Source organism: Herbidospora sp. NBRC 101105, from assembly GCF_030269205.1.
Classification (GTDB): Bacteria; Actinomycetota; Actinomycetes; order Streptosporangiales; family Streptosporangiaceae; genus Herbidospora; species Herbidospora solisilvae.
Window position 1 is genome coordinate 253,539 of record NZ_BSSX01000001.1, and the last position, 18,578, is coordinate 272,116.

Genomic DNA, 18,578 nt, shown 5'->3' on the forward strand with positions numbered 1-18,578 from the left:
TGGCGTGCAGTTGGAAAGCGACTTGAAGCGGCTTAAGGTGGGCGTCGATCGACGCAAGGAGAACCGTGCAGCCGCTGTTCTTTCGCCTGTTCGGGCCGTTCGAGGTCCGGCCGGGAGACGGCGGGCCCCTCGACTTGGGACCGCCCAAGCAGCGGGCCGTCCTGGCGCTGCTGGCCCTTTCCGCCGGGCACATCGTGCCGCTCGACCGGCTCGTCGACGAGTTGTGGGCCGACGAGGCGCCCTCCAGCGCGACGGGGACGCTCCAGGCGTACATCTCCCATCTGCGCCGGGCCCTGGAACCGGGCCGCGCCCCGCGCACCCCGCCGAAGGTGCTGCTCACCCGCGAACCCGGCTATCTGCTGGCGGTCCCGCCGGGCCAGGTCGACCTGGCCCGCTTCGCCCGGCTGGCCGAAGACGGCCGCCGCATGTTGGTCAGGGGCGACCACCGGGGCGCCCTGGAGACCCTCGACGACGCGCTCGGCGCCTGGCGGGGCGAGCCGCTCGCCGAGTTCGCCGACTACGGCTTCGCCCGCCCCGTCGCCGCCCGGCTCACCGAACTGCACGCCTCGGCGTCGGAGGACCGCTTCGACGCCCGCCTCGCGCTGGGCGACGCCGCCTCGTGCGTGGCCGACCTCGAACGGCTGGTCGTCGCCCACCCCTACCGCGAACGCCTGTGGGGGCTGCTGACCCTGGCCCTCTACCGGTCCGGCCGCCAGGCCGACGCGCTGGGCGCCATCCGGCGGGTGCGCGCCCTGCTGGCCGACGAGCTCGGCCTGGAACCCGGCCCCGAGCTGCGGCGCATCGAGAAGGCCGTCTTCGAGCAGTCGGCCGACCTGCCCGGCCCCGCACCCGAGACCCCGGTCGCCGTCGCCGCGCCCGCCCTGGCCGCGCCGCGGCTGATCGCGCGCGGCCCGCAGCTCGCCCGGGTGGCCGAACGGGTGACGGAGGCCCGGCGCGGCCGGGGCGGCATCGTGCTGGTCACCGGCGAGGCCGGGATCGGCAAGACGCTGTTCGCCCGGACCGCCGGAGAGGAGGCCCGCGCGCTCGGCCTGCGGGTGGTCTGGGGGCGCTGCTCCGAAGGCGACACCGCGCCCGCGTTCTGGCCCTGGCTGCAGGCGGTCCGCGAGCTGGGCGACGACGGGCGGGAGGCGGCCGCGCTGCTGTCCGGCGACGTCGCCGGGCCGGCCGCCGACCCGGGCGCGGCGCTCTACGACCTTCACGACACGGTGTTCGGCGCGCTCGCGGCGGGCGGCCCGACGGTGGTCGTGCTCGACGACCTGCACGCCGCCGACATCGCCTCGCTCCGGCTGCTGGAATTCGCCGCCGGGCAGGTGCACCGCCGCTCGGTGCTGATCGTGGCGACCCTGCGGCCCGAGCCCGGCCGGGAGCCCGAGCAGCTCAGCGGCACCCTGGCCCGGCTGGCCCGCGAACCCGGCACCGAACGGCTGCCGCTGCCGCCCTTCGGCCGGGCCGACGTCGCCGCCTTCCTCGGCCGCGACGACCCCGCCCTGGCCGAGACCCTCTACCAGCGGACCGGCGGCAACCCCTTCTACCTGGGCGAGCTGCTGCGCCTGGCCGACAGCGAACACGGGCTGACCGAGGTGCCCGACGGCGTGCGTGAGGTCATCGGCCGCCGGGTCGCCCGGCTGCCCGACCGCACCCGCGACCTGCTCCAGGTCGCCTCGGCGCTCGGCCGCGACGTGTCGCTCGACGTGTTGTCGATCGCCGCCGGAGACTCCGCCGAGGCGGTCATGTCCGACCTCGAACCGGCCGTCGCCGTCGGACTGCTGGCCGAGTCCGACGGGTTCGACTACCGCTTCAGCCACGTCCTGGTCTGCGACGCGCTCTACGCCGGCCTGCCCCGGCTCGCCAGGGCGCGCCTCCACCTCAGGGTCGGCGAGGCGATGGAGTCGCTGCCCGGCGGCGACGTCACCGCCCGCCTGCCGGTGCTGGCCCACCACTTCGCCATGGCCGCCCGCGTCGGCGGCGCCCGCAGGGCCGTCGAGTACGCCGCCCGCGCCGCCGCGAGGGCCTGCGCCCAGCTCGCCTACGACGAGGCCGTCGTGCTCTACCGGCGGGCGCTGGCCGCCCACGGCGCCGCCGACCCCGCCAAACGGGTCGAACTGCTCACCGAGCTCGGCCGCGCCCAGCGCGCCACCGGCGACGTCGCGGGCGCCCACGCCACCCTGGAACAGGCGATCGAGCTGGCCGAGATCCTCGGCGACCGCGGCGCGATGGCCGAGGCCGCCATGGTCTACGGCGGCGTCACCGTCTGGAACTGGCGCTTCTACGGCGTCGTCGACGACCGCATGGTCGCCCGGCTCGAAGACCTGCTCGCGGGCCCGCTGGAAGACCACCAGCGGGCCGCGCTCCTCGGCACCCTCAGCCTGGAACTCCACTACGGGCCGAGGGTCCTGGAGGGCCGTCCCCACGCGCTGGAGGCCGTCGAGATCGCCCGCCGCCTCGGCGACCCCGCACTCCTGGCCCAGACGCTGAACAACGCCCTCACCGCCTTCTGGACCGAAGACGGCATGACCCGCCGCGCGGCCTGGTGCGACGAGATGCTGGCGCTGCCCGGCCTGCCCAAGTCGACCGAACTGGTCGCCCGCATCATGCGCATGGTCGTCACCCTCCAGCGCGGCGACCTGCCCGCCTGGCACGCCGACCTCGGCCGCTGCCGCCGCCTGCTCGGCGAGGTCCACCGCCCCGACCTGGCCGCCATGGTCTGGGTGGCCGAGTCGACCGGCGCGGCCCTGGCGGGCCGCTTCGAGGAGTCCCTGCGCTACTACGAGGCCGACACCGCCCGCCTCCTGGGCTCGACCACGATGTGGGGCCTCGACGACTGCCGGGTCCTGGCCCTGTACGTCGCCAAGGAGGCCGAAGGCCGCGTCGGAGACCTGGCCGACGAACTGATCGCGATGGCCCACGAGCCGGTGCACGCCCCCTTGCGCACCGTCGCCGTGCTGGCCGCGATCGACGCCGGCCGGACCGAGGAGGCCCGGAGGCTGGCCGAACGCTGGAGCGGCTGGACCCCGCTCGACTGGAGCCACGACTTCATCACCCGCAGCTGGGGCCTGGTGGCCGCCCGCATCGGCGTCCCCGACCCGGCCGCCAAGTACGCCGAGCTCGCCCCCTTCGCCGGCCAGTTCGTCGAGATGGGCAGCTCGGTGACCTGCTGGGGCTCGATGCACCTGGTGCTGGCCGAACTCGCCGCCGCCACCGGCCGTCCCGCCCTGGCCGCCGAGCACGCCGCCGCCGCGCTCGACGTCCACTCCCGCCTCGGCCTCCCGCACCTCACGCGGCGCAGCCGCGAGCTCCTCGACCGCTACGCCAGCACCGGGTAGTTGCCGCGGAAGGTCCCGTGGGGGTCGCGCCGCCGCTTGATCTCCCGCAGCCGGGCCAGCGTGTCGGCCGGGAACGCCGCCGCCGCCCGCTCGCCGGGCGCGAGGTAGGTGAAGGGCTTGCGTCCGGTCGTGTGGGGCACCAGCGCACGGGAGATCTCGGCCTGCCGCCGCCTGACCGCCTCGGCCACCGGCGGGGCCGGGGCGACCCCGAGCAGGCCGAGCAGGTAGGGCTCGGCGATGTGGCCGTGCGCGCCGTGGTCGTCCGACGGCCGGGCGATGGCTCCGCCCAGATGCCTGACCTGCACCGACACCATGGGGCCGCCCGGAGCCGACAGGATGGTCCCGGCCGCGTCGTCGGGCAGGCCGGTCAGGATCTCGCCGGAGAACACCGACGCGCCCGGATCGGTCGGCTCGGCGCAGATCGAGCCCATCTCGTCGGCGCGCAGGGGCCGCCGCGAGTCGATCAGCAGGCCGGGGATCGCCGCCAGCCGGTCGGTCAGCGCCCGGCCCTCGGCCTCGCCGCCCAGGAAGGCCAGGTCCAGCACGACCGCCGACAGGCCCCGGATCGGCTCCGGCACCTCGGGGAAGGGCGGGAACTCCAGCAGGGCGAACCACAGGCTGAGCTCGTCGGGAGCCTGCCCGGTCGCCTCGCGGAAGGCCGCCAGGACCTCGGGCGCGTGCCGCGCGGGCCACGACAACCGCCCGCCGAAGATCGACGGCGCCGGGAACAGCTCGATCTCCACCGCCGTGACCAGGGCGAAGTCGCCGCCGCCCCCGCGCAGCGCCCAAAACAGGTCGGGGTCGGAGCCGCCCGTCACCCGCGCCGGGTGCCCGTCGGCGTCCACCACCTCGAACGCCCGCACGCTCGACGCGCCGAACCCGTGCCGCCGCCCGAACCAGCTCAGGCCGCCGCCGAGCAGGTAGCCGGTCGCGCTGACCACGGGGGAGCTGCCGCACAGGCCGGTCAGGCCGTGCTTGGCCGCCGCGGCCTGCACCTCGCCCCAGCTCGCCCCCGCCTCGACGCGGGCGGTCCGGCGGACCGGGTCGACCTCCACGCCCCGCAGCAGACGGGTGCGCAGCAGCACCTCGCCGTCGAGGCCCCCGGCCGCGCCGTGCCCGTTGGGCTGGGCCGCCACCGTCAGCCCGGCCATCCGCGCGCAGCGCACGGCCGCCGCCGCGTCGGCCGCGTCCTCGGGGACCACGACGAGCCGCACGCCGCCCTGGTCGACGGCCCGGTTCCAGGGCAGCCTGGCCGTCTCGAAACTCTCGTCTCCGGGGGCCAGCACCCGGCCCCGGATCGCACTGGTGAAGTCGTCCATGGCCACACAGTGGGCGAAGGGGTTTGCGGCAGGGCTGGGGGTGACTAGTGGCCCACTAGTGGTCGTAATGTGACGGCCATGGACGTTCGCCTCTTCGGTCCCCTGGAGGTGCGGGACGCCGGCGGACGCCAGGTCGAGCTCGGCACCCCCAAGCAGCGGGCCGTGCTCGCCATGCTGGCCATCGAGCCCGGCCGGGTGGTCTCCCTCGACCGGCTGATCGACGAGTTGTGGTCGGGCGAGGCCCCGTCGAGTGCGACCGGAACGCTCCAGGCGTACATCTCGCAGCTCCGGCGGGCCCTGGAACCGGACAGGGCGCCGCGCACCCCGCCCCGCGTCCTGCTGACCCGGGAGCCCGGCTACTTGCTGGCCGTCGCGCCGGGCGAAGTCGACCTGGCGCGGTTCCGGGCGCTGGCCGACGACGGGCGGCGGGTGCTGGCCCAGGGGGAGCACGCCCGTGCCCTCCGGGTCCTCGACCAGGCGCTCGCCGTGTGGCGGGGCGGCCCGCTGGAGGAGTTCGCCGCCTACCCGTTCGCCCAGCCCGTGATCGCCGAGCTGGCCGATCTGCGGGTGTCGGCGACCGAAGACCGGTTCGAGGCCCGGCTGGCCCTCGGCGAGAGCGGCTCGTGCGTCCCGGGCCTGGAGTCGCTCGTCAACGACCACCCCTACCGCGAGCGGATGTGGGGGCTGCTGGTGCTGGCCCTCTACCGGGCCGGCCGCCAGGCCGACGCGCTCGCGGCGCTGCGCCAGGTGCGCGCCGTCCTCGACCGCGACCTCGGCATCGAACCGGGGCCCGAGCTGCGCAGACTCGAACAGGCCGTGTTCGGCCAGTCGGCCGACCTCGACATGCCCGCCGCCGTGACCGTCGCCCCGGCGCCGCCCGCGCCGAGGGTGGCCGGGGAGCGGCTGATCGCCCGGACCGAGCAGCTGGCCCGGATCGACGAGCGGTTGTCGGCGGTCCGGCGCGGCCGGGGCGGCGTGCTGATCGTCACCGGGGAGGCCGGGGTCGGCAAGACGCGGCTCGCCCAGGCCGCCGCCGAGGAGGCCGCGGCCCGCGGGCTCGCCGTGGGCTGGGGACGCTGCGCGGAGGACACCGGCGCGCCCGCCTTCTGGCCCTGGCTCCAGGTGCTCCGCGACCTCGGCCGCGACACCGCGCGCTCGCTGCTCACCGGCGACGAGGCGCTGGCCGGCGACCCCGGCGCGGCCCTGTTCGAACTGCACGCCCGGGTGGTCGACGACCTGGCCGGGGGGCCGGTGCCCGCCCTGGTCGTCCTCGACGACCTCCACTGGGCCGACGCGGCCTCGTTGCGGTTGCTCCAGTTCGCCGCCGGGGAGCTGGCCCGGCGGCCCGTGCTGGTGCTGGTCACCCTCCGGCCCGACCCCGGCGACCTGCTGCGCGACACCCTCGGCTCGCTGAGCAGGGAGATCGGGGCCGACCGGGTGCCGCTGCGGCCGTTCAGCCCCGCCGAGGTGTCGGCCTACCTGCGGCGGCGCGACCTCGACGATCCGGCGCTGGCCGGACGACTCCACGAACGCACGGGCGGCAACCCCTTCTACCTGGGCGAGCTGCTGCGCCTGCTCGACTCGGAACACCGGCTCGGGACGGCGGCCGAAGGCGTGCCCGACAGCGTGCGCGAGGTCATCGGGCGGCGGGTGGCCCGGCTGCCGGAGGCCACCCAGGAGGCCCTGCGCGCCGTCGCGGTGCTGGGCCGCGAGGCCGAGGTCGACGTGCTCGAACGGGTCACCGGAACCGACGCGGAACAGGTGATGTCGCAGCTCGAACCGGCCGTCGGCACCGGTCTCCTGGTCGAGTCGGACGACGGCTACCGGTTCTCCCACGCCCTCGTCCGCGACGCCCTCTACGCCGGGCTGCCCCGGCTGGCCCGCGCCCGGCTGCACCTGCGCGCCGCGCTCGCGCTGGAAGGGCTGCCCTCGGTCGAGGTCTCCACGCTGGCCCACCACTTCGGCCTGGCCGCCCGGGTCGGGGGCGCCGCCAAGGCGGTCGACCACGCCATCGGGGCCGCCCGCCAGTCGGCCGCCCGGCACGCCTACGACGAGGCCGCCGCCTTCTGGGCCCGCGCCCTCGCGGCCCTGGGCGCCGGCGACCCGGCCCGCCGCTGCGAGCTCCTCATCGAGCACGGCCAGGCGCTGCGGGCCGTCGGCGACCCCGAACGGGCCCGGGTCGCCCTGGTGGAGGCCATCGGCCTGGCCGCCGACCTGGGCGACCGGGCGGCGGTGATCCGCGCGGTGTCGGTCTTCGGCGGCGCCACCGTCTGGAACTGGCAGCCCTACGGCTGGGTGGACGAACGCCTCGTCGGCGTGCTCGACGGGCTGCTGCGCGAGCCGCTCGACGTCGCCGAGCGGGCCGCCGTGCTGGGCGTGCTCGGGCTCGAACTCGGTTACTCGCCCCGCCGGGCCGAAGGCGAGGCCATGGCCGCCGAGGCCATCGAACTGGCCAGGCGGACCGGCGACGACGACCTGCTCGTCCGCACCATCAACGGCTACCTCGTGATCGCCGACCTGACCGCCCGCGAGGCCGAGCGCACCGCCGTCACCGACGAGATGCTCGCCATCCCCGGCCTGCCCGCCCGCACCGAGATCGTCGCCCGCGTCTTCCGCATGTCCAACCTGCTGCGCGGCGGACGGCTCGCCGAGTGGGAGCACGAACTGGCCCGCTGCCGCCACCTGCTCGCCGAGGCCCGCCGCCCCGAGCTCACCGCGATGGTGCTCAACGCCGAGTCGGCCATGCGGGTGCTGCGCGGCGAGTGGGACGAGGCCGAACGCCTGGCCGCCGAGTTCGGCGGCCTGCTCGGCGCCACGACCATGTGGGGCCGCGACTACCCCCGCCTCGTCACCGTGTTCGTCTCGCGCCGCGCCCAGGGCCGCACCGCCGAGATCCTCCCCGAACTGGTCGCGTACGCCGCCCGTCCCGAGATGATCCCCCTCCGCCCCGCCGCGATCCTCGCCACGCTCGACGTCGGCGACGTCGACGGCGCCCGCCGGATGGTCGCCGAATGGGGCACCGAGATCCCCGACAACTGGAGCACGGGCTTCCTCACGGCGCTCTGGGCCGAGATCTCCTGCCACCTCTCGACCCCCGACCCCGGCTCGTTGTACGCCCGGCTCAGGCCGTACGGCGAGAGGATCGTGGTGAACGGGACCGGCACGGCCGCGCTCGGCAGCACCCACCTGCCGCTCGCCCGGCTGGCCCGCGCCATGGGCGATCCCGCCCTCGCGCGGCGACACGCCGAGGCCGCCCTCGCCCTGCACGAACGCCTCGGTCTGGCCCACTGGGCGGCGGAGAGCCGCCGGGTCCTCACTGAGCTGGGAGCTTAACGTGATGCGCGGGATTCCCGTGTCGTGCCACCATCGATGGGAAGACACGGTGGTGTCGCATTGTTGTCAGGAGAAATGACGTATATGCCTAACGAGCCAGAAGACATCGGCGATTACGAACTCGAAGAGCGTCAGGCGCTACGGCGGGTCGCGGGTCTTTCGACGGAGCTCGAAGATGTCACCGAAGTCGAATACCGGCAGCTCCGCCTCGAAAGGGTGGTCCTGATCGGGGTGTGGACCAGCGGCACCTCCTTCGACGCCGAGAACTCCCTCCAGGAACTCAAGCTGCTGGCCGAGACGGCCGGCTCCGAGGTCCTCGAAGGCCTGATCCAGCGCCGCGACCGGCCCGACCCGGCCACCTACATCGGCTCGGGCAAGGCGATCGAGCTGCGCGACATCGTCGCCTCGACCGGGGCCGACACCGTCATCTGCGACGGTGAGCTGACCCCGGGCCAGCTGCGCCAGCTTGAGGAAGTGGTGAAGGTCAAGGTCATCGACCGCACCGCCCTGATCCTCGACATCTTCGCCCAGCACGCCAAGAGCCGCGAGGGCAAGGCCCAGGTCGAACTGGCCCAGCTCTCCTACCTCCTGCCGCGCCTGCGCGGCTGGGGTGGCAACCTGTCCCGCCAGGTCGGCGGACGGGCGGCCGGCGGCGTCGGCATCGGCGGCCGCGGCCCCGGTGAGACGAAGATCGAGCTCGACCGCCGTCGCATCCGCGAGCGCATGGCCAAGCTCCGCCGCCAGATCAAGGAGATGTCCACCGCCCGCGACACCAAGCGCCATTCGCGCCGCCGCCGCGAGGTCCCGGCCGTGGCGATCGCCGGCTACACCAACGCCGGCAAGTCGTCGCTGCTGAACCGCCTCACCGGCGCGGGCGTGCTGGTGGAGGACGCCCTGTTCGCCACCCTCGACCCGACGGTACGCCGCGCGCGCACCCCCGAAGGCCGGCTGTTCACCCTGGCCGACACAGTGGGATTCGTGCGCCACCTGCCCCACCAGCTCGTCGAGGCGTTCCGCTCGACGCTGGAGGAGGTCGGCGACGCCGATCTGATCCTCCACGTGGTCGACGGCTCCCACCCCGACCCCGAGTCGCAGCTGGCCGCCGTCCGCGAGGTCTTCGCCGAGATCGAGGGTGCCCGCGACATCCCCGAGATCGTCGTGATCAACAAGGCCGACGCCGCCAGCCGCGAGGTCATCGACCGGCTGACGATGCGCGAGCGCCACAGCATCGTGGTCAGCGCCCGCACCGGCCAGGGCATCACCGAGCTGATGGACCTGATCGAGCAGGAGCTGCCCCACCTCGACCACGAGGTCCACGTGCTGATCCCCTACGACCGGGGCGACCTGGTCGCGCGGGCCCACAAGGAGGGCGAGGTGCTGTCGGTCGACCACACCGGCGACGGCACGATTCTGCACGCACGCGTTCCGTCGACCCTGCACCACGAGCTGGACAGGGTGGCCAAGCCGGTGGAAACCGTCTAATTCCGACCTTTTCCGTAAACCGGCAGGAAAGCGGCGGTGGCTAGCATGCTTCGCCGTTGGTACGATATGGCGAACCTCACGGCGAATTTCGCCGTGAGTGCCGTTACGCGTGGGGGACGCGCGCTTTACCGGGCCCAACCTGGGGGAATGGGCTCGGGCGTGACAGGAGAGCAGGACGGGCCAACCGGATGCCCAGGAGGCGAACCGGCGTTCTTCTCAATAACCCTGTACAGCGAGGCGACCTGTGAAATAACGTAACTGGACTGAAATCGCCGAGGCGATCCCCGGCGATCGGTCCATCGCACAACCCGGTGCGCGATGAGAGCAGGAGACCCCCCAATGACGTCCGGACACGGAGCGGACCCGGCGGGTCCACCGGTGGTGACGACATTGGCGTCCTCATTGGTGGTGGTCGGATGACCGTTAGGCTGCTCACGAACATCGGCCGCCTCTGGACCGGCCACGATGTCTGCAGCAACGCCTCGATTCTCGTCCACAACGACCGCATCGCCTGGGTCGGCCGCGCGGCCGACCTGCCGCAGTCGGTCCCCGGCGTCGTCGACGACATCACCGACGTCGACCACGTGGAGAACCTGGGCGGGGCCCTGGTGACCCCCGGCCTCATCGACGCCCACACCCATCCGGTGTACGCCGGCAACCGCTACGCCGAACTGGCGATGCGCTCGGGCGGCTCGACCGCCTCGGCCATCACCGCCGCGGGCGGCGGCATCGGCTCCACCGTCACCGTGACGCGCGGCACCGACCCCTGGACGTTGTGCAACGGCGTTCGCGAACGCCTGCGCGAGTGGCTCCTCAGCGGCACCACGACCGTCGAGGCGAAGACGGGCTACCACCTGACGCGCGACGGCGAACTCGCCGACGTGCGCCTTCTCCGTGAGCTGGAGAAGGAACCGATGATGCCGCGCGTCCACGTGACCTTCATGGCCGCCCACGTGGTCCCGCCGGAGTACTTCGGCCGCCAGCGCGACTACGTCGAGGCCGTCGCGGCCTGGTGCGCCGACGCCGCGGCGGCCGGGGCCGACTCCGTCGACGTCTACTGCGACGACGGCCACTTCTCCGCCGAGGAGGCCCGCTGGGTCCTCGCGTCGGGACGCAACGTCGGCCTGCTGCCCCGCGTCCACGCCGGCGCCTACGCCAAGCGCGGCGCGGTGCAACTCGCGGCCGAGATGGGCTGCGCGTCGGCCGACCTGCTCCACCACGTGACCGACGAGGACATCGCGCTGATGGCCCGCTACGGCGTGCCCGCCGTCGTCTGCCCCGGCACCGCCCTCCAGCAGGGCTCCCTGCCCCCGGTCCGCCGCCTGCTGTCGCAGCACGTGCCCGTCGCCCTCGGCAGCGACCACAACCCCGGCCACTGCGGCATCACCTCGATGTCCCTGGTCATCAGCCTCGCCGTCGCCGCCTTCGGCATGAGCGTCGGCGACGCCCTCCGCGCCGCCACCCTGGGCGGCGCCCAGGTCCTCGGCGCCCCCGACCGCGGCATCCTCGCCCCCGGCCGCCTGGCCGACATCGTCCAGTGGGACGCCGACCACGAAGGCGCCTTCGCCTGGGCCTTCGGCCTCAAGCCCCGCCGCGTCTGGCGCGGCGGCACGCCCGTGCAGTAGATGCCGGTCGCCGTCGTCACCGACTCGACCGCCTACCTTCCTCCCGACGAGGCGTCGCGGTACGGGATCACCGTGGTCCCGGTGACCGTCGTCGTCGGCGACCGCGAGTTCCTGGACGGATCCCAGATCTCTGCTCAGGCCGTGTCGTCGGCGCTGCGGGTGTCGTCGAAGGTGACGACCTCACGTCCGTCTCCTGAGCGGTTCGCGGGCGTCTACGAGGCCGCCGCCGCCGGCGGGGCGACCGGAGTGGTGTCGGTTCACCTGTCGGGGGCGATGTCGGGGACGGTGGACGCGGCCAGGCTCGCGGCCCAGTCGGCTCCCGTTCCCGTCGAGATCGTCGACAGCCGGTCGGTGGGGATGGGGCTCGGCTTCGCCGTTCTCGCGGCGGCGGTTTCCGCTTCTCTGGGGGAGTCCCCTTTTTCCGTCGCTTCGGCGGCTCGGCGGTGTGCCGGGGGGACGTTCTCGTTCTTTTACGTGGATTCGCTGGATCATCTGCGGCGGAGTGGGCGGATCGGGGTCGCTGCCGGGCTGTTGGGGAGTGCGCTTTCTGTCAAGCCTCTTCTGCATGTCAGTGGTGGGGCGGTGTCGGTATTGGAGAAGGTGCGGACTTCTTCTCGGGCGCTTTCCCGGTTGGAGGATCTGGCGGTTGTCGCCGCGGGGGATGAGGTGGTGAACCTGGGGGTGCAGCATATGGGGGCCGCTGAGCGGGCCGCCGGGTTGGTGGAGCGGTTGCGGGGGCGGGTGCCGAAGGTGGCGGAGGTTTGGGTGGGGGAGATCGGGGCGGCCATCGGGGCGCATACGGGGCCTGGGGTGGTGGGGGTTACGGTGTCGCCGTCGGGTGGCGCGGGCTGAGGGCATCGCGGTTGAGGGGCTGGTCGTTGGCGGGGTGGACGCCCTGTGGCGTGTTCGTTTGATCTTGTGCGGAGCCGGCTGATCAGGGGCACGATGGTTGCCGTGCTGAGGATCATTTGCCGGGTTTGTCGTGAGGGGTGGACACGTTCCGGAAGTGTTTGACCCCACTTAGACGCCCCCGGCGTGGGGGACCTGTCCAGGCGGGCCGAGTGTCGTTTCACGCGCCCGACATGCACCTCACGTGGGGACCTTCCAGGGCGTGCCGTGTGTCGTTTCACGCCTGACGCGCATCCCACGGGGGGACCTTTCCGGGCGTGCCGAGTGTCGTTTCGCGCCTGACGTGCACCTGGCGTGGGGGACCTTCCCGGGCGTGCCGTGTGTCGTTTCACGCCTGACGCGCATCCCACGTGGGGACCTTCCCGGGCGGGCCGAGTGTCGCTTCGCGCCTGACATGCATCCCACGTGGGGACCTTCCCGGGCGGGCCGAGTGTCGCTTCGCGCCACCTGCGGGAATCACCGTCGGCATCGCGGCTGCACCGGAAACCCGGGCACGATGAAGAGCGGATGCGTTGCCCACATGTGGAGGCTCCAGCGAGGTCTATCTCATTCCGAGAAGAACCCGGTTTCCTCCTTGCGGACGCTGGATGCTTCGCCAATGACCTTCGAGGTGGTTGGCGCGCTCCTCGGTCTGCGTGCCCCTTGGGTTGTGACGCTCTCACCGTCTCTTTGTGGTGAGCAGTTCTTCTCCGGCTAAGCGAAAATCACGTCGCCGGTGTCGACGACGTTCGCCTCGCGGCCGGGGGCGGTCTGGAACTTCCAGTACAGGTTCGTGTGGGCGATGACCTGGTCGACCGGCGGGGCGCCGTAGGCGGTGAGGTCTTCGGTCGTGTGGGCGTCGCCGACGAGGGTGACGTCGTAGCCGCGGGTGAAGGCGCCGTGCAGGGTCGATCGGATGCACGCGTCCGTCTGGGCGCCCGTGACGATCAGGCGGCCCACGCCGCGCTCGGCGAGCAGGCTGTCGAGGTCGGTGTCCTCGAACGAGTCGCCGTAGAGCTTGTGGACCAGGGGCTCGGGGTCTTCCCGGGTCAGCTCGGGGACGTACTGCCAGTTCTCGCTGCCGTATTTGAGGCCGTCGTCGGAGTGCTGGACCCAGACGACGGGGACCTTCTCGGCGCGGGCCTTGCCGATGAGGCTGTTGATGTTGGCGACCACCTCGTCGCGGCGGAGTGCGCCCTCGACCACTCCGTTCTGCACGTCGATGACGAGCAGTGCGGTGTTCGGGCGGTTGGGCAGGGTCGTCACGAGGACCTCCTGATGGGCCGTATGAACGGTGACGCGCACGGTAGGGGTGAGCCGGCGGTGTCTTGGCGAGGGGCTTTCGGTGTCGGTTCGGTGCGGGTCCACACTAGGACGGGTTACCGACAAAACTCGGTGTGGCCTGGTGCGGGATGCGGCTGGGTCTACGGTGACCACCCGCGCTCCAGGCGGGCGTCAGTTCCCCGCCGGCGGTGTGGAGGGCGAGGCGGGCGGAATCGGTGTCGCCCGCCGTCCACGCTCGGTTGACACGTTGCGGTTCCTTCAGCGGGCTCGCCCGAAGATGGTGGCCGTCGCGGAGTTCGTACCCGGCTTTCGACGGGCTGTGGTGATTTCTGTGTGGAATCACAGGTGGGGAAAACTGGAGCGTTAAGTCCGGACTGCTGCGGATTCCGGCTTTTGTTCTCGGAGGTTTATCCACAGAATCGCATTCTGGGTCGACGGGATCATCGCGTGAGGCTTTACCTTCTCCGGGTGCGTAGCAGGGAGCGGGAGAGTCACCAAGCCGTGGCGCAGGCGCGTCTCAACCAGATCGTCGACCGGCCTCCGCCGTCATTCGGCGCGGTTCAGCCTCCGTCGCAGTCTCGGGTGCGGCCGGGTGCCCAACCTGAGAGGCCAGAAGGCCTCCGAGGGCGTGACCCCTATCAAGTCGAGCCCTCAGCAGGTTGGCGGGACGGCGGGCCCGCGTCGTCTTTTGGCCCTGCGCCTGATCAGATCGGCGATCATCTTCCATTCGGCGATGGCCATCCGCAGCCGAGGTATCCGGTGCGGTCGAGTTCCCGGCCAACCGGAGGCGCTGATTCTTACCAAGCCGATACGCGAGAGCGTGCGTCATCCTTGGGTGGCGATCCGCCCGAGCAGATGGGCGAATCTCATTCGTCCAGGGATTATCCGCTGCATTCTGGTTCCCGGTCGATGGGAGGGGTTGACCCTTACCAGGCCGATGCGCGCGAGCGTGCGTTTTCTTCGGGTAGCGCTCGGCCTGACGGGAGGGGCGGTTCTCCTCCGCGTGGCGATGGTCATTCACAGGCGAGGTATCCGGTTCATTCTGATTCCCGGTTGACGGGAGGGGCTGATCCTTTCCAGGTCGATTCGCGGGAGCGTGTGCTTTCTTCGGGTAGCGCTCGGCCTGACGGGAGGGGCGGTTCTCCTCCGCGTGGCGATGGTCATTCACAGGCGAGGTATCCGGATCATTCTGATTCCCGGCTGATGGGAAGAGGTGACCCTAACCAGGTTGATTCGCAGGAGCGTGCGGTTTCCTCGCGTAGCGCTCAGGCCGAGCAGATCGGTGAGTCTCCTTCATTCGGGGTTGGTCATTCGCCGCCGAAGTATCCCGTGCAGTCGGATTCCCGATCGGCGAGGCCGGCCCGTCCCAGAGGACGTGATCCCTACCTGGCCGAGTCCGATTCTCAGCTCGGCGCTTCCCTCTCACCCGGTGGCGTACCTCCCTCGTTCGGAAAGGCGCCACCCTTGCCGAAATGGCCGCTTCTCGATGAGGACGAACTGGTCGACGACCTCGACGGCCCGCTCGATCCCGGGCGGCGGGGCATCAAGGGGCTGATCGTGGTGGGGGTCGTGGCGGCTCTGGTCGCCGTGGCCATCGCGATCTGGACGCGTCCACGTGAGGAACCGCTGACGCCGCCGACTCCGGTGGCCGGGTCGTCCGTCGCGCCGAGTCCGGTGCAGTCGGCCGCCGTCGCTGAGGTGACGGTCTACGTGACTGGCAAGGTCAAGCGCCCTGGCGTGATCGCGCTGCCGCTGGGGTCGCGTGTGGTCGACGCGATCATGGCGGCGGGTGGGCTCAAACAGGGCGCCGAGCCGGTAGGGCTCAACCTCGCCCGCCGGGTGATCGACGGAGAGCAGATCGCGGTCGGTGAACCTGGGTCGGTGGCCTCGCCGCCCGGGGTCGCGGAGTCGGGTGTGGTCAGTCTCAACTCGGCGACCGTGGAACAACTCGACCAGTTGCCCGGCGTGGGAGAGGTGCTGGCCCAGCGGATCGTCGAATACCGCGACACCAATGGGGGATTCCAGAGCATCGAGCAGCTACGCGAGGTCGAGGGAATCGGCGAGGCCAAGTTCGCCGACCTGAAAGACCAGGTCACGTTGTGACGATTCCGACTGCCGATACGACGAATGCTTGGCGGAATGTCGTCTTTGACGAACTGCGGGCTGGCCATTCCACATGAGGTCCGGCCATTCATGAGCTGTGGGCCGAGGTCTCGATGAAGGAGTCTCCAGTGAGCTGCCGGTTTCATGGGATCGGCGGGTTGAGATCGACGCCCTTCCCGTTGCGTGACCGGTTTCGGCAAGAGATCGGCCCTTTTTATGTCGCACCTGGAGCCTGTCGGGTCAGTAGACGGTTCCTGCAAGAGCTCGGTTTCAGCCCGGTCAATGATGGACCCGCAGTCCGTCCGGCTGGTCCGTTGTTCCTGAACGGGGTCGATTTCGGGCCGCTTGGCGTTGAAGCCGTAGCGCGTGGGGTCGGTGGCCGGTATGCGCGCGAGGGTGGTGTTGGCCTGTCTTGTGTGAGAACTGCGGTCTGTTTGGCTGGTGACTTGTTCCTGCAGGGGGTCGTAGTCCGTGGAGTCAGTGGCCAGTTCGTGCGCGAGAGCGGTGTCGGCCTGCCTCATGCGAGAGCTGCGGTCTCTTCGTCCAGTGGCTGGTTCCTGCAAGAGGCCATGTTTAGCCCGTTTGGCGGTGTAGCCGTAGCGCGTGGGGTCGGTGGCCGGTTTGTGGGCGAGAGCGGTGCTGGCCTGTCTCACGAGGGACCCGCTCGTGGCGGGTTTCTGCAAAAAGCCGGGCTCGCCAGGGTTCCCGCTGAAGCCGCAGCCCGTTGGGCCGGCGCCCGGTACTGGCGCGAGCGTGGGTCCAGCTCGTCTCACGCCAGACCGGCAGCCCGCTCGTCCCGCGACCGGTTCTCACGACAGGTCCGCTTCGTATGAGCAGTCGCCCGCACCCTCGCAGGGCCGTCGACCTGCGCGAAAGGGTCAAAGCGCGAATCCAGCAGCGAACCGACCGCTACCGCCCCAAACGTCCAAGAGACGACGATGAACTCCTCACCCCACCCGCCAACGTCTGGCAAGGCCACTCCGTCGAGCTCGTCGTCCCCGCCATGGCGGCATGGCTCGCCGCGCTCCTTCTCGTCGGCCTCCCCGCCTGGGCATCCTTCCTCGCCGCCGGAATCTTCGCCCTGATCGCCCTCTTCAGGAAGCGGATCCTCGTCGCGGTCGCCATCGCGGGTTGCGCCGTCTCGGTCGTGGTCGGCGTCAAAGTCCACGGCGTCACCTCAGGCCCGCTGGCGGAGATGGCGCAGCGGAACGCCACCGTCTCAGCCGAACTCGTCATCTCCGCCGACCCCAGGGTCAAGGGCGACCTCGTCTTCGTCGAGGCCCGCATCGTCGCCGTCGATCGGCTGCGGCTCGACGCCCCGGTCCTCGTCTTCGCCCGAGGCGACACCTGGCCCACCCTGCTCCCCAGCCACCACGTCAAAGTCTCCGGCCGTCTAGGCGTAGCGGAACCCGGAGAACTGCTCGCCGCCGTCTTCATGGCCCGAGGCGACCCGGTGGTCCTCGCCCCGCCGTCGACCTCCCACGGCATGGCGGGCGCCATCAGGTCAGGCCTGAGAGAGGCCAGCTCCGTCCTGGCACCCGCCGAACGCGGACTCCTCCCCGGCCTGGTCGTCGGCGACGTCACCAACCTGAGCGAAGACGTCAAAGCCGACTTCAAGACTGCCGGTCTCTCCCATTTGACGGCAGTGAGCGGGGCGAACCTTGCAATTATCGGCGGCGCCGTCCTGCTCCTCGGGCGGCTCGTCGGTCTCACCCTCGTCTGGCGGGCCGTGCTCGTCGTGGTCGCCATGGTCGCGTTCGCGTTCGTCGCCCGTTTCTCGCCCAGCGTGCTGCGGGCCCTCGTCATGGGCACCGTCGCCGCGCTCGCCCTCGGCGCCGGCCGGCAGAAGGACGGCGTGTCCGCCCTCTCGGTCGCCGTCCTGCTGTTGCTGCTGTTCAACCCGGGCCTGGCCAGGGAGTACGGCTTCGCCCTCTCCGTCTCGGCGACCGCCGGGATCATCCTGCTGGCCCCCTACTGGCGGGATCGTATGGCCACGAGGATGCCCCTCTGGTGCGCCGAGGCGATCGCGGTGCCGGCGGCGGCGCAGGTCGCGGTCACGCCGATCCTCGTGCTCATGTCGGGGGAGATCGGGCTCGTCGCCATCCCCGCCAACCTGCTGGCCGGTCCCGCCGTCGCGCCGGCCACGATCATCGGCTTCCTCGCGGCGGTCACGGCCCCGATCAGCATGGACGTCGCCCAGCTGGTCACCCGGCCGGCGGGACTGGCCGTCGGGTGGATCATCCTGGTCGCCGACCGGGCCGCCGACGTACCGGCCGCGACCATCGGGTGGCCCGGTGGACTGCTGGGGGTGGCGCTGCTCGTCCCGCTGGGGATCGCCCTCTGGCATCGGGGGGCCAGGCGGGTGAGTCTCGCCGTCGCGGGCGGGGTGCTGGTCGCGACGCTCGTGGCGGGGCCGGTGGTGTCCGGTTGGCCGCCCAGTGGGTGGCTCATGGTGATGTGTGACGTCGGGCAGGGTGATGCGATCGTGCTGCACGCCGGGGAGGGGAAGGGGGTCGTCGTCGACACCGGGCCCGAGCCCGATCTCGTGGACGCCTGTCTCGACCGCCTGGACATCGACGCGGTGCCGCTGCTCGTGCTGACCCATCCGCACGCCGACCACACCGGCGGGCTCACCGGGGTGTTGCGGGACCGGCCGGTCGGCGCGGTCGTGGTCAGCCCGAAGCGGGTCGTCAGTCCCGAGCTGGCCGCGCGGCGCATCCCCGAATGGGTCGTCACGCCCGGCACCACCTGGAGGTTCGGCGATCTCGTCCTCACCGTCGTCGCGCCCGCGCCGGACGCGCCGTCCAAGGGCGCCGGCGAGGGGTCCGTGCTGAACAACGCCAGTGTGGTGCTGCACGCCAAGTGGCCGGGCACCTCCGCGCTGCTCGCGGGCGACCTGGAGACCGAGGCGGAGTCCGCTCTTGTACGCACTCTCCCGCAGGCCGACATCCTCAAGGTCCCCCACCACGGCAGCGCGCGGCAGGACCCCGCCTTCCTGGCCGCCGCACGTTCCCGGCTGGCCCTGATCAGCGTCGGCGCCGGGAACGACTACGGCCATCCGGCCGACTCGACCCTCGCCACGCTGACCATGCTCGGGGCCCGGATCCACCGCACCGACGTACAGGGCGACATCGCGGTCGTGACCAGGGAGGGCACGCTGGCCGTGGTCGCGCGGGGGCCGTGATGTGGCATGCTGCCGG

General features: G+C 72.0%; 9 protein-coding genes. 7 read left to right on the forward strand and 2 right to left on the reverse strand.

The window, feature by feature from the left end; genetic code table 11:
- Positions 1–65 precede the first annotated feature (65 nt).
- Positions 66–3,344 carry an ATP-binding protein gene (locus QSK34_RS01115; RefSeq protein ID WP_285578926.1) on the forward strand — a complete coding sequence of 1,093 codons (3,279 nt, stop codon included), beginning with the start codon at positions 66–68 and terminating at the stop codon, positions 3,342–3,344.
- Here the strand turns inward: QSK34_RS01115 and QSK34_RS01120 are convergent.
- Positions 3,326–4,663, reverse strand: a complete 1,338-nt coding sequence (locus QSK34_RS01120; protein ID WP_285578928.1) for an FAD-binding oxidoreductase — start codon at positions 4,661–4,663, stop codon at positions 3,326–3,328. The genes QSK34_RS01115 and QSK34_RS01120 overlap by 19 nt on opposite strands.
- A 78-nt stretch (positions 4,664–4,741) precedes the next feature.
- Here QSK34_RS01120 and QSK34_RS01125 point away from each other — a divergent pair, with 78 nt between their 5' ends.
- The 4 genes from QSK34_RS01125 to QSK34_RS01140 all read left to right on the forward strand — a co-directional run bounded on the left by QSK34_RS01125 (position 4,742) and on the right by QSK34_RS01140 (position 11,955).
- Positions 4,742–7,996 carry an ATP-binding protein gene (locus QSK34_RS01125; protein WP_285578930.1) on the forward strand — a complete coding sequence of 1,085 codons (3,255 nt, stop codon included), beginning with the start codon at positions 4,742–4,744 and terminating at the stop codon, positions 7,994–7,996.
- A 75-nt stretch (positions 7,997–8,071) separates the two neighbouring features.
- Positions 8,072–9,478: a GTPase HflX gene (hflX, locus tag QSK34_RS01130; RefSeq protein WP_235966696.1), complete on the forward strand. Its 1,407-nt coding sequence runs from the start codon at positions 8,072–8,074 to the stop codon at positions 9,476–9,478.
- A 416-nt stretch (positions 9,479–9,894) separates the two neighbouring features.
- On the forward strand, positions 9,895–11,103 hold the full coding sequence (gene hutI, locus QSK34_RS01135) for an imidazolonepropionase (protein ID WP_161480428.1): 1,209 nt from the start codon (positions 9,895–9,897) through the stop codon (positions 11,101–11,103).
- Positions 11,104–11,955, forward strand: a complete 852-nt coding sequence (locus tag QSK34_RS01140) for a DegV family protein (protein ID WP_285578934.1) — start codon at positions 11,104–11,106, stop codon at positions 11,953–11,955.
- A 750-nt stretch (positions 11,956–12,705) separates the two neighbouring features.
- Here the strand turns inward: QSK34_RS01140 and QSK34_RS01145 are convergent.
- The gene (locus tag QSK34_RS01145; RefSeq protein WP_285578936.1) at positions 12,706–13,257 is read right to left on the reverse strand and encodes a cysteine hydrolase family protein; all 552 of its coding nucleotides are present in this window, start codon (positions 13,255–13,257) and stop codon (positions 12,706–12,708) included.
- A gap of 1,482 nt (positions 13,258–14,739) precedes the next feature.
- Between QSK34_RS01145 and QSK34_RS01150 the strand changes: the two genes are divergently transcribed.
- On the forward strand, positions 14,740–15,378 hold the full coding sequence (locus tag QSK34_RS01150) for a ComEA family DNA-binding protein (RefSeq protein ID WP_285578938.1): 639 nt from the start codon (positions 14,740–14,742) through the stop codon (positions 15,376–15,378).
- Between the two features lie 829 nt (positions 15,379–16,207).
- Positions 16,208–18,562 carry a DNA internalization-related competence protein ComEC/Rec2 gene (locus tag QSK34_RS01155; protein WP_285578940.1) on the forward strand — a complete coding sequence of 785 codons (2,355 nt, stop codon included), beginning with the start codon at positions 16,208–16,210 and terminating at the stop codon, positions 18,560–18,562.
- The last annotated feature ends 16 nt before the right edge of the window (positions 18,563–18,578 follow it).

Excerpts from the sequence above, each read along its gene's own strand:
- QSK34_RS01120 (WP_285578928.1), bottom strand. The coding sequence starts at position 4,663 with ATGGACGACTTCACCAGTGCGATCCGGGGCCGGGTGCTGGCCCCCGGA.
- QSK34_RS01125 (WP_285578930.1), top strand. The coding sequence starts at position 4,742 with ATGGACGTTCGCCTCTTCGGTCCCCTGGAGGTGCGGGACGCCGGCGGA.
- hflX (WP_235966696.1), top strand. The coding sequence starts at position 8,072 with ATGACGTATATGCCTAACGAGCCAGAAGACATCGGCGATTACGAACTC.
- hutI (WP_161480428.1), top strand. The coding sequence starts at position 9,895 with ATGACCGTTAGGCTGCTCACGAACATCGGCCGCCTCTGGACCGGCCAC.
- QSK34_RS01140 (WP_285578934.1), top strand. The coding sequence starts at position 11,104 with ATGCCGGTCGCCGTCGTCACCGACTCGACCGCCTACCTTCCTCCCGAC.
- QSK34_RS01155 (WP_285578940.1), top strand. The coding sequence starts at position 16,208 with ATGAGCAGTCGCCCGCACCCTCGCAGGGCCGTCGACCTGCGCGAAAGG.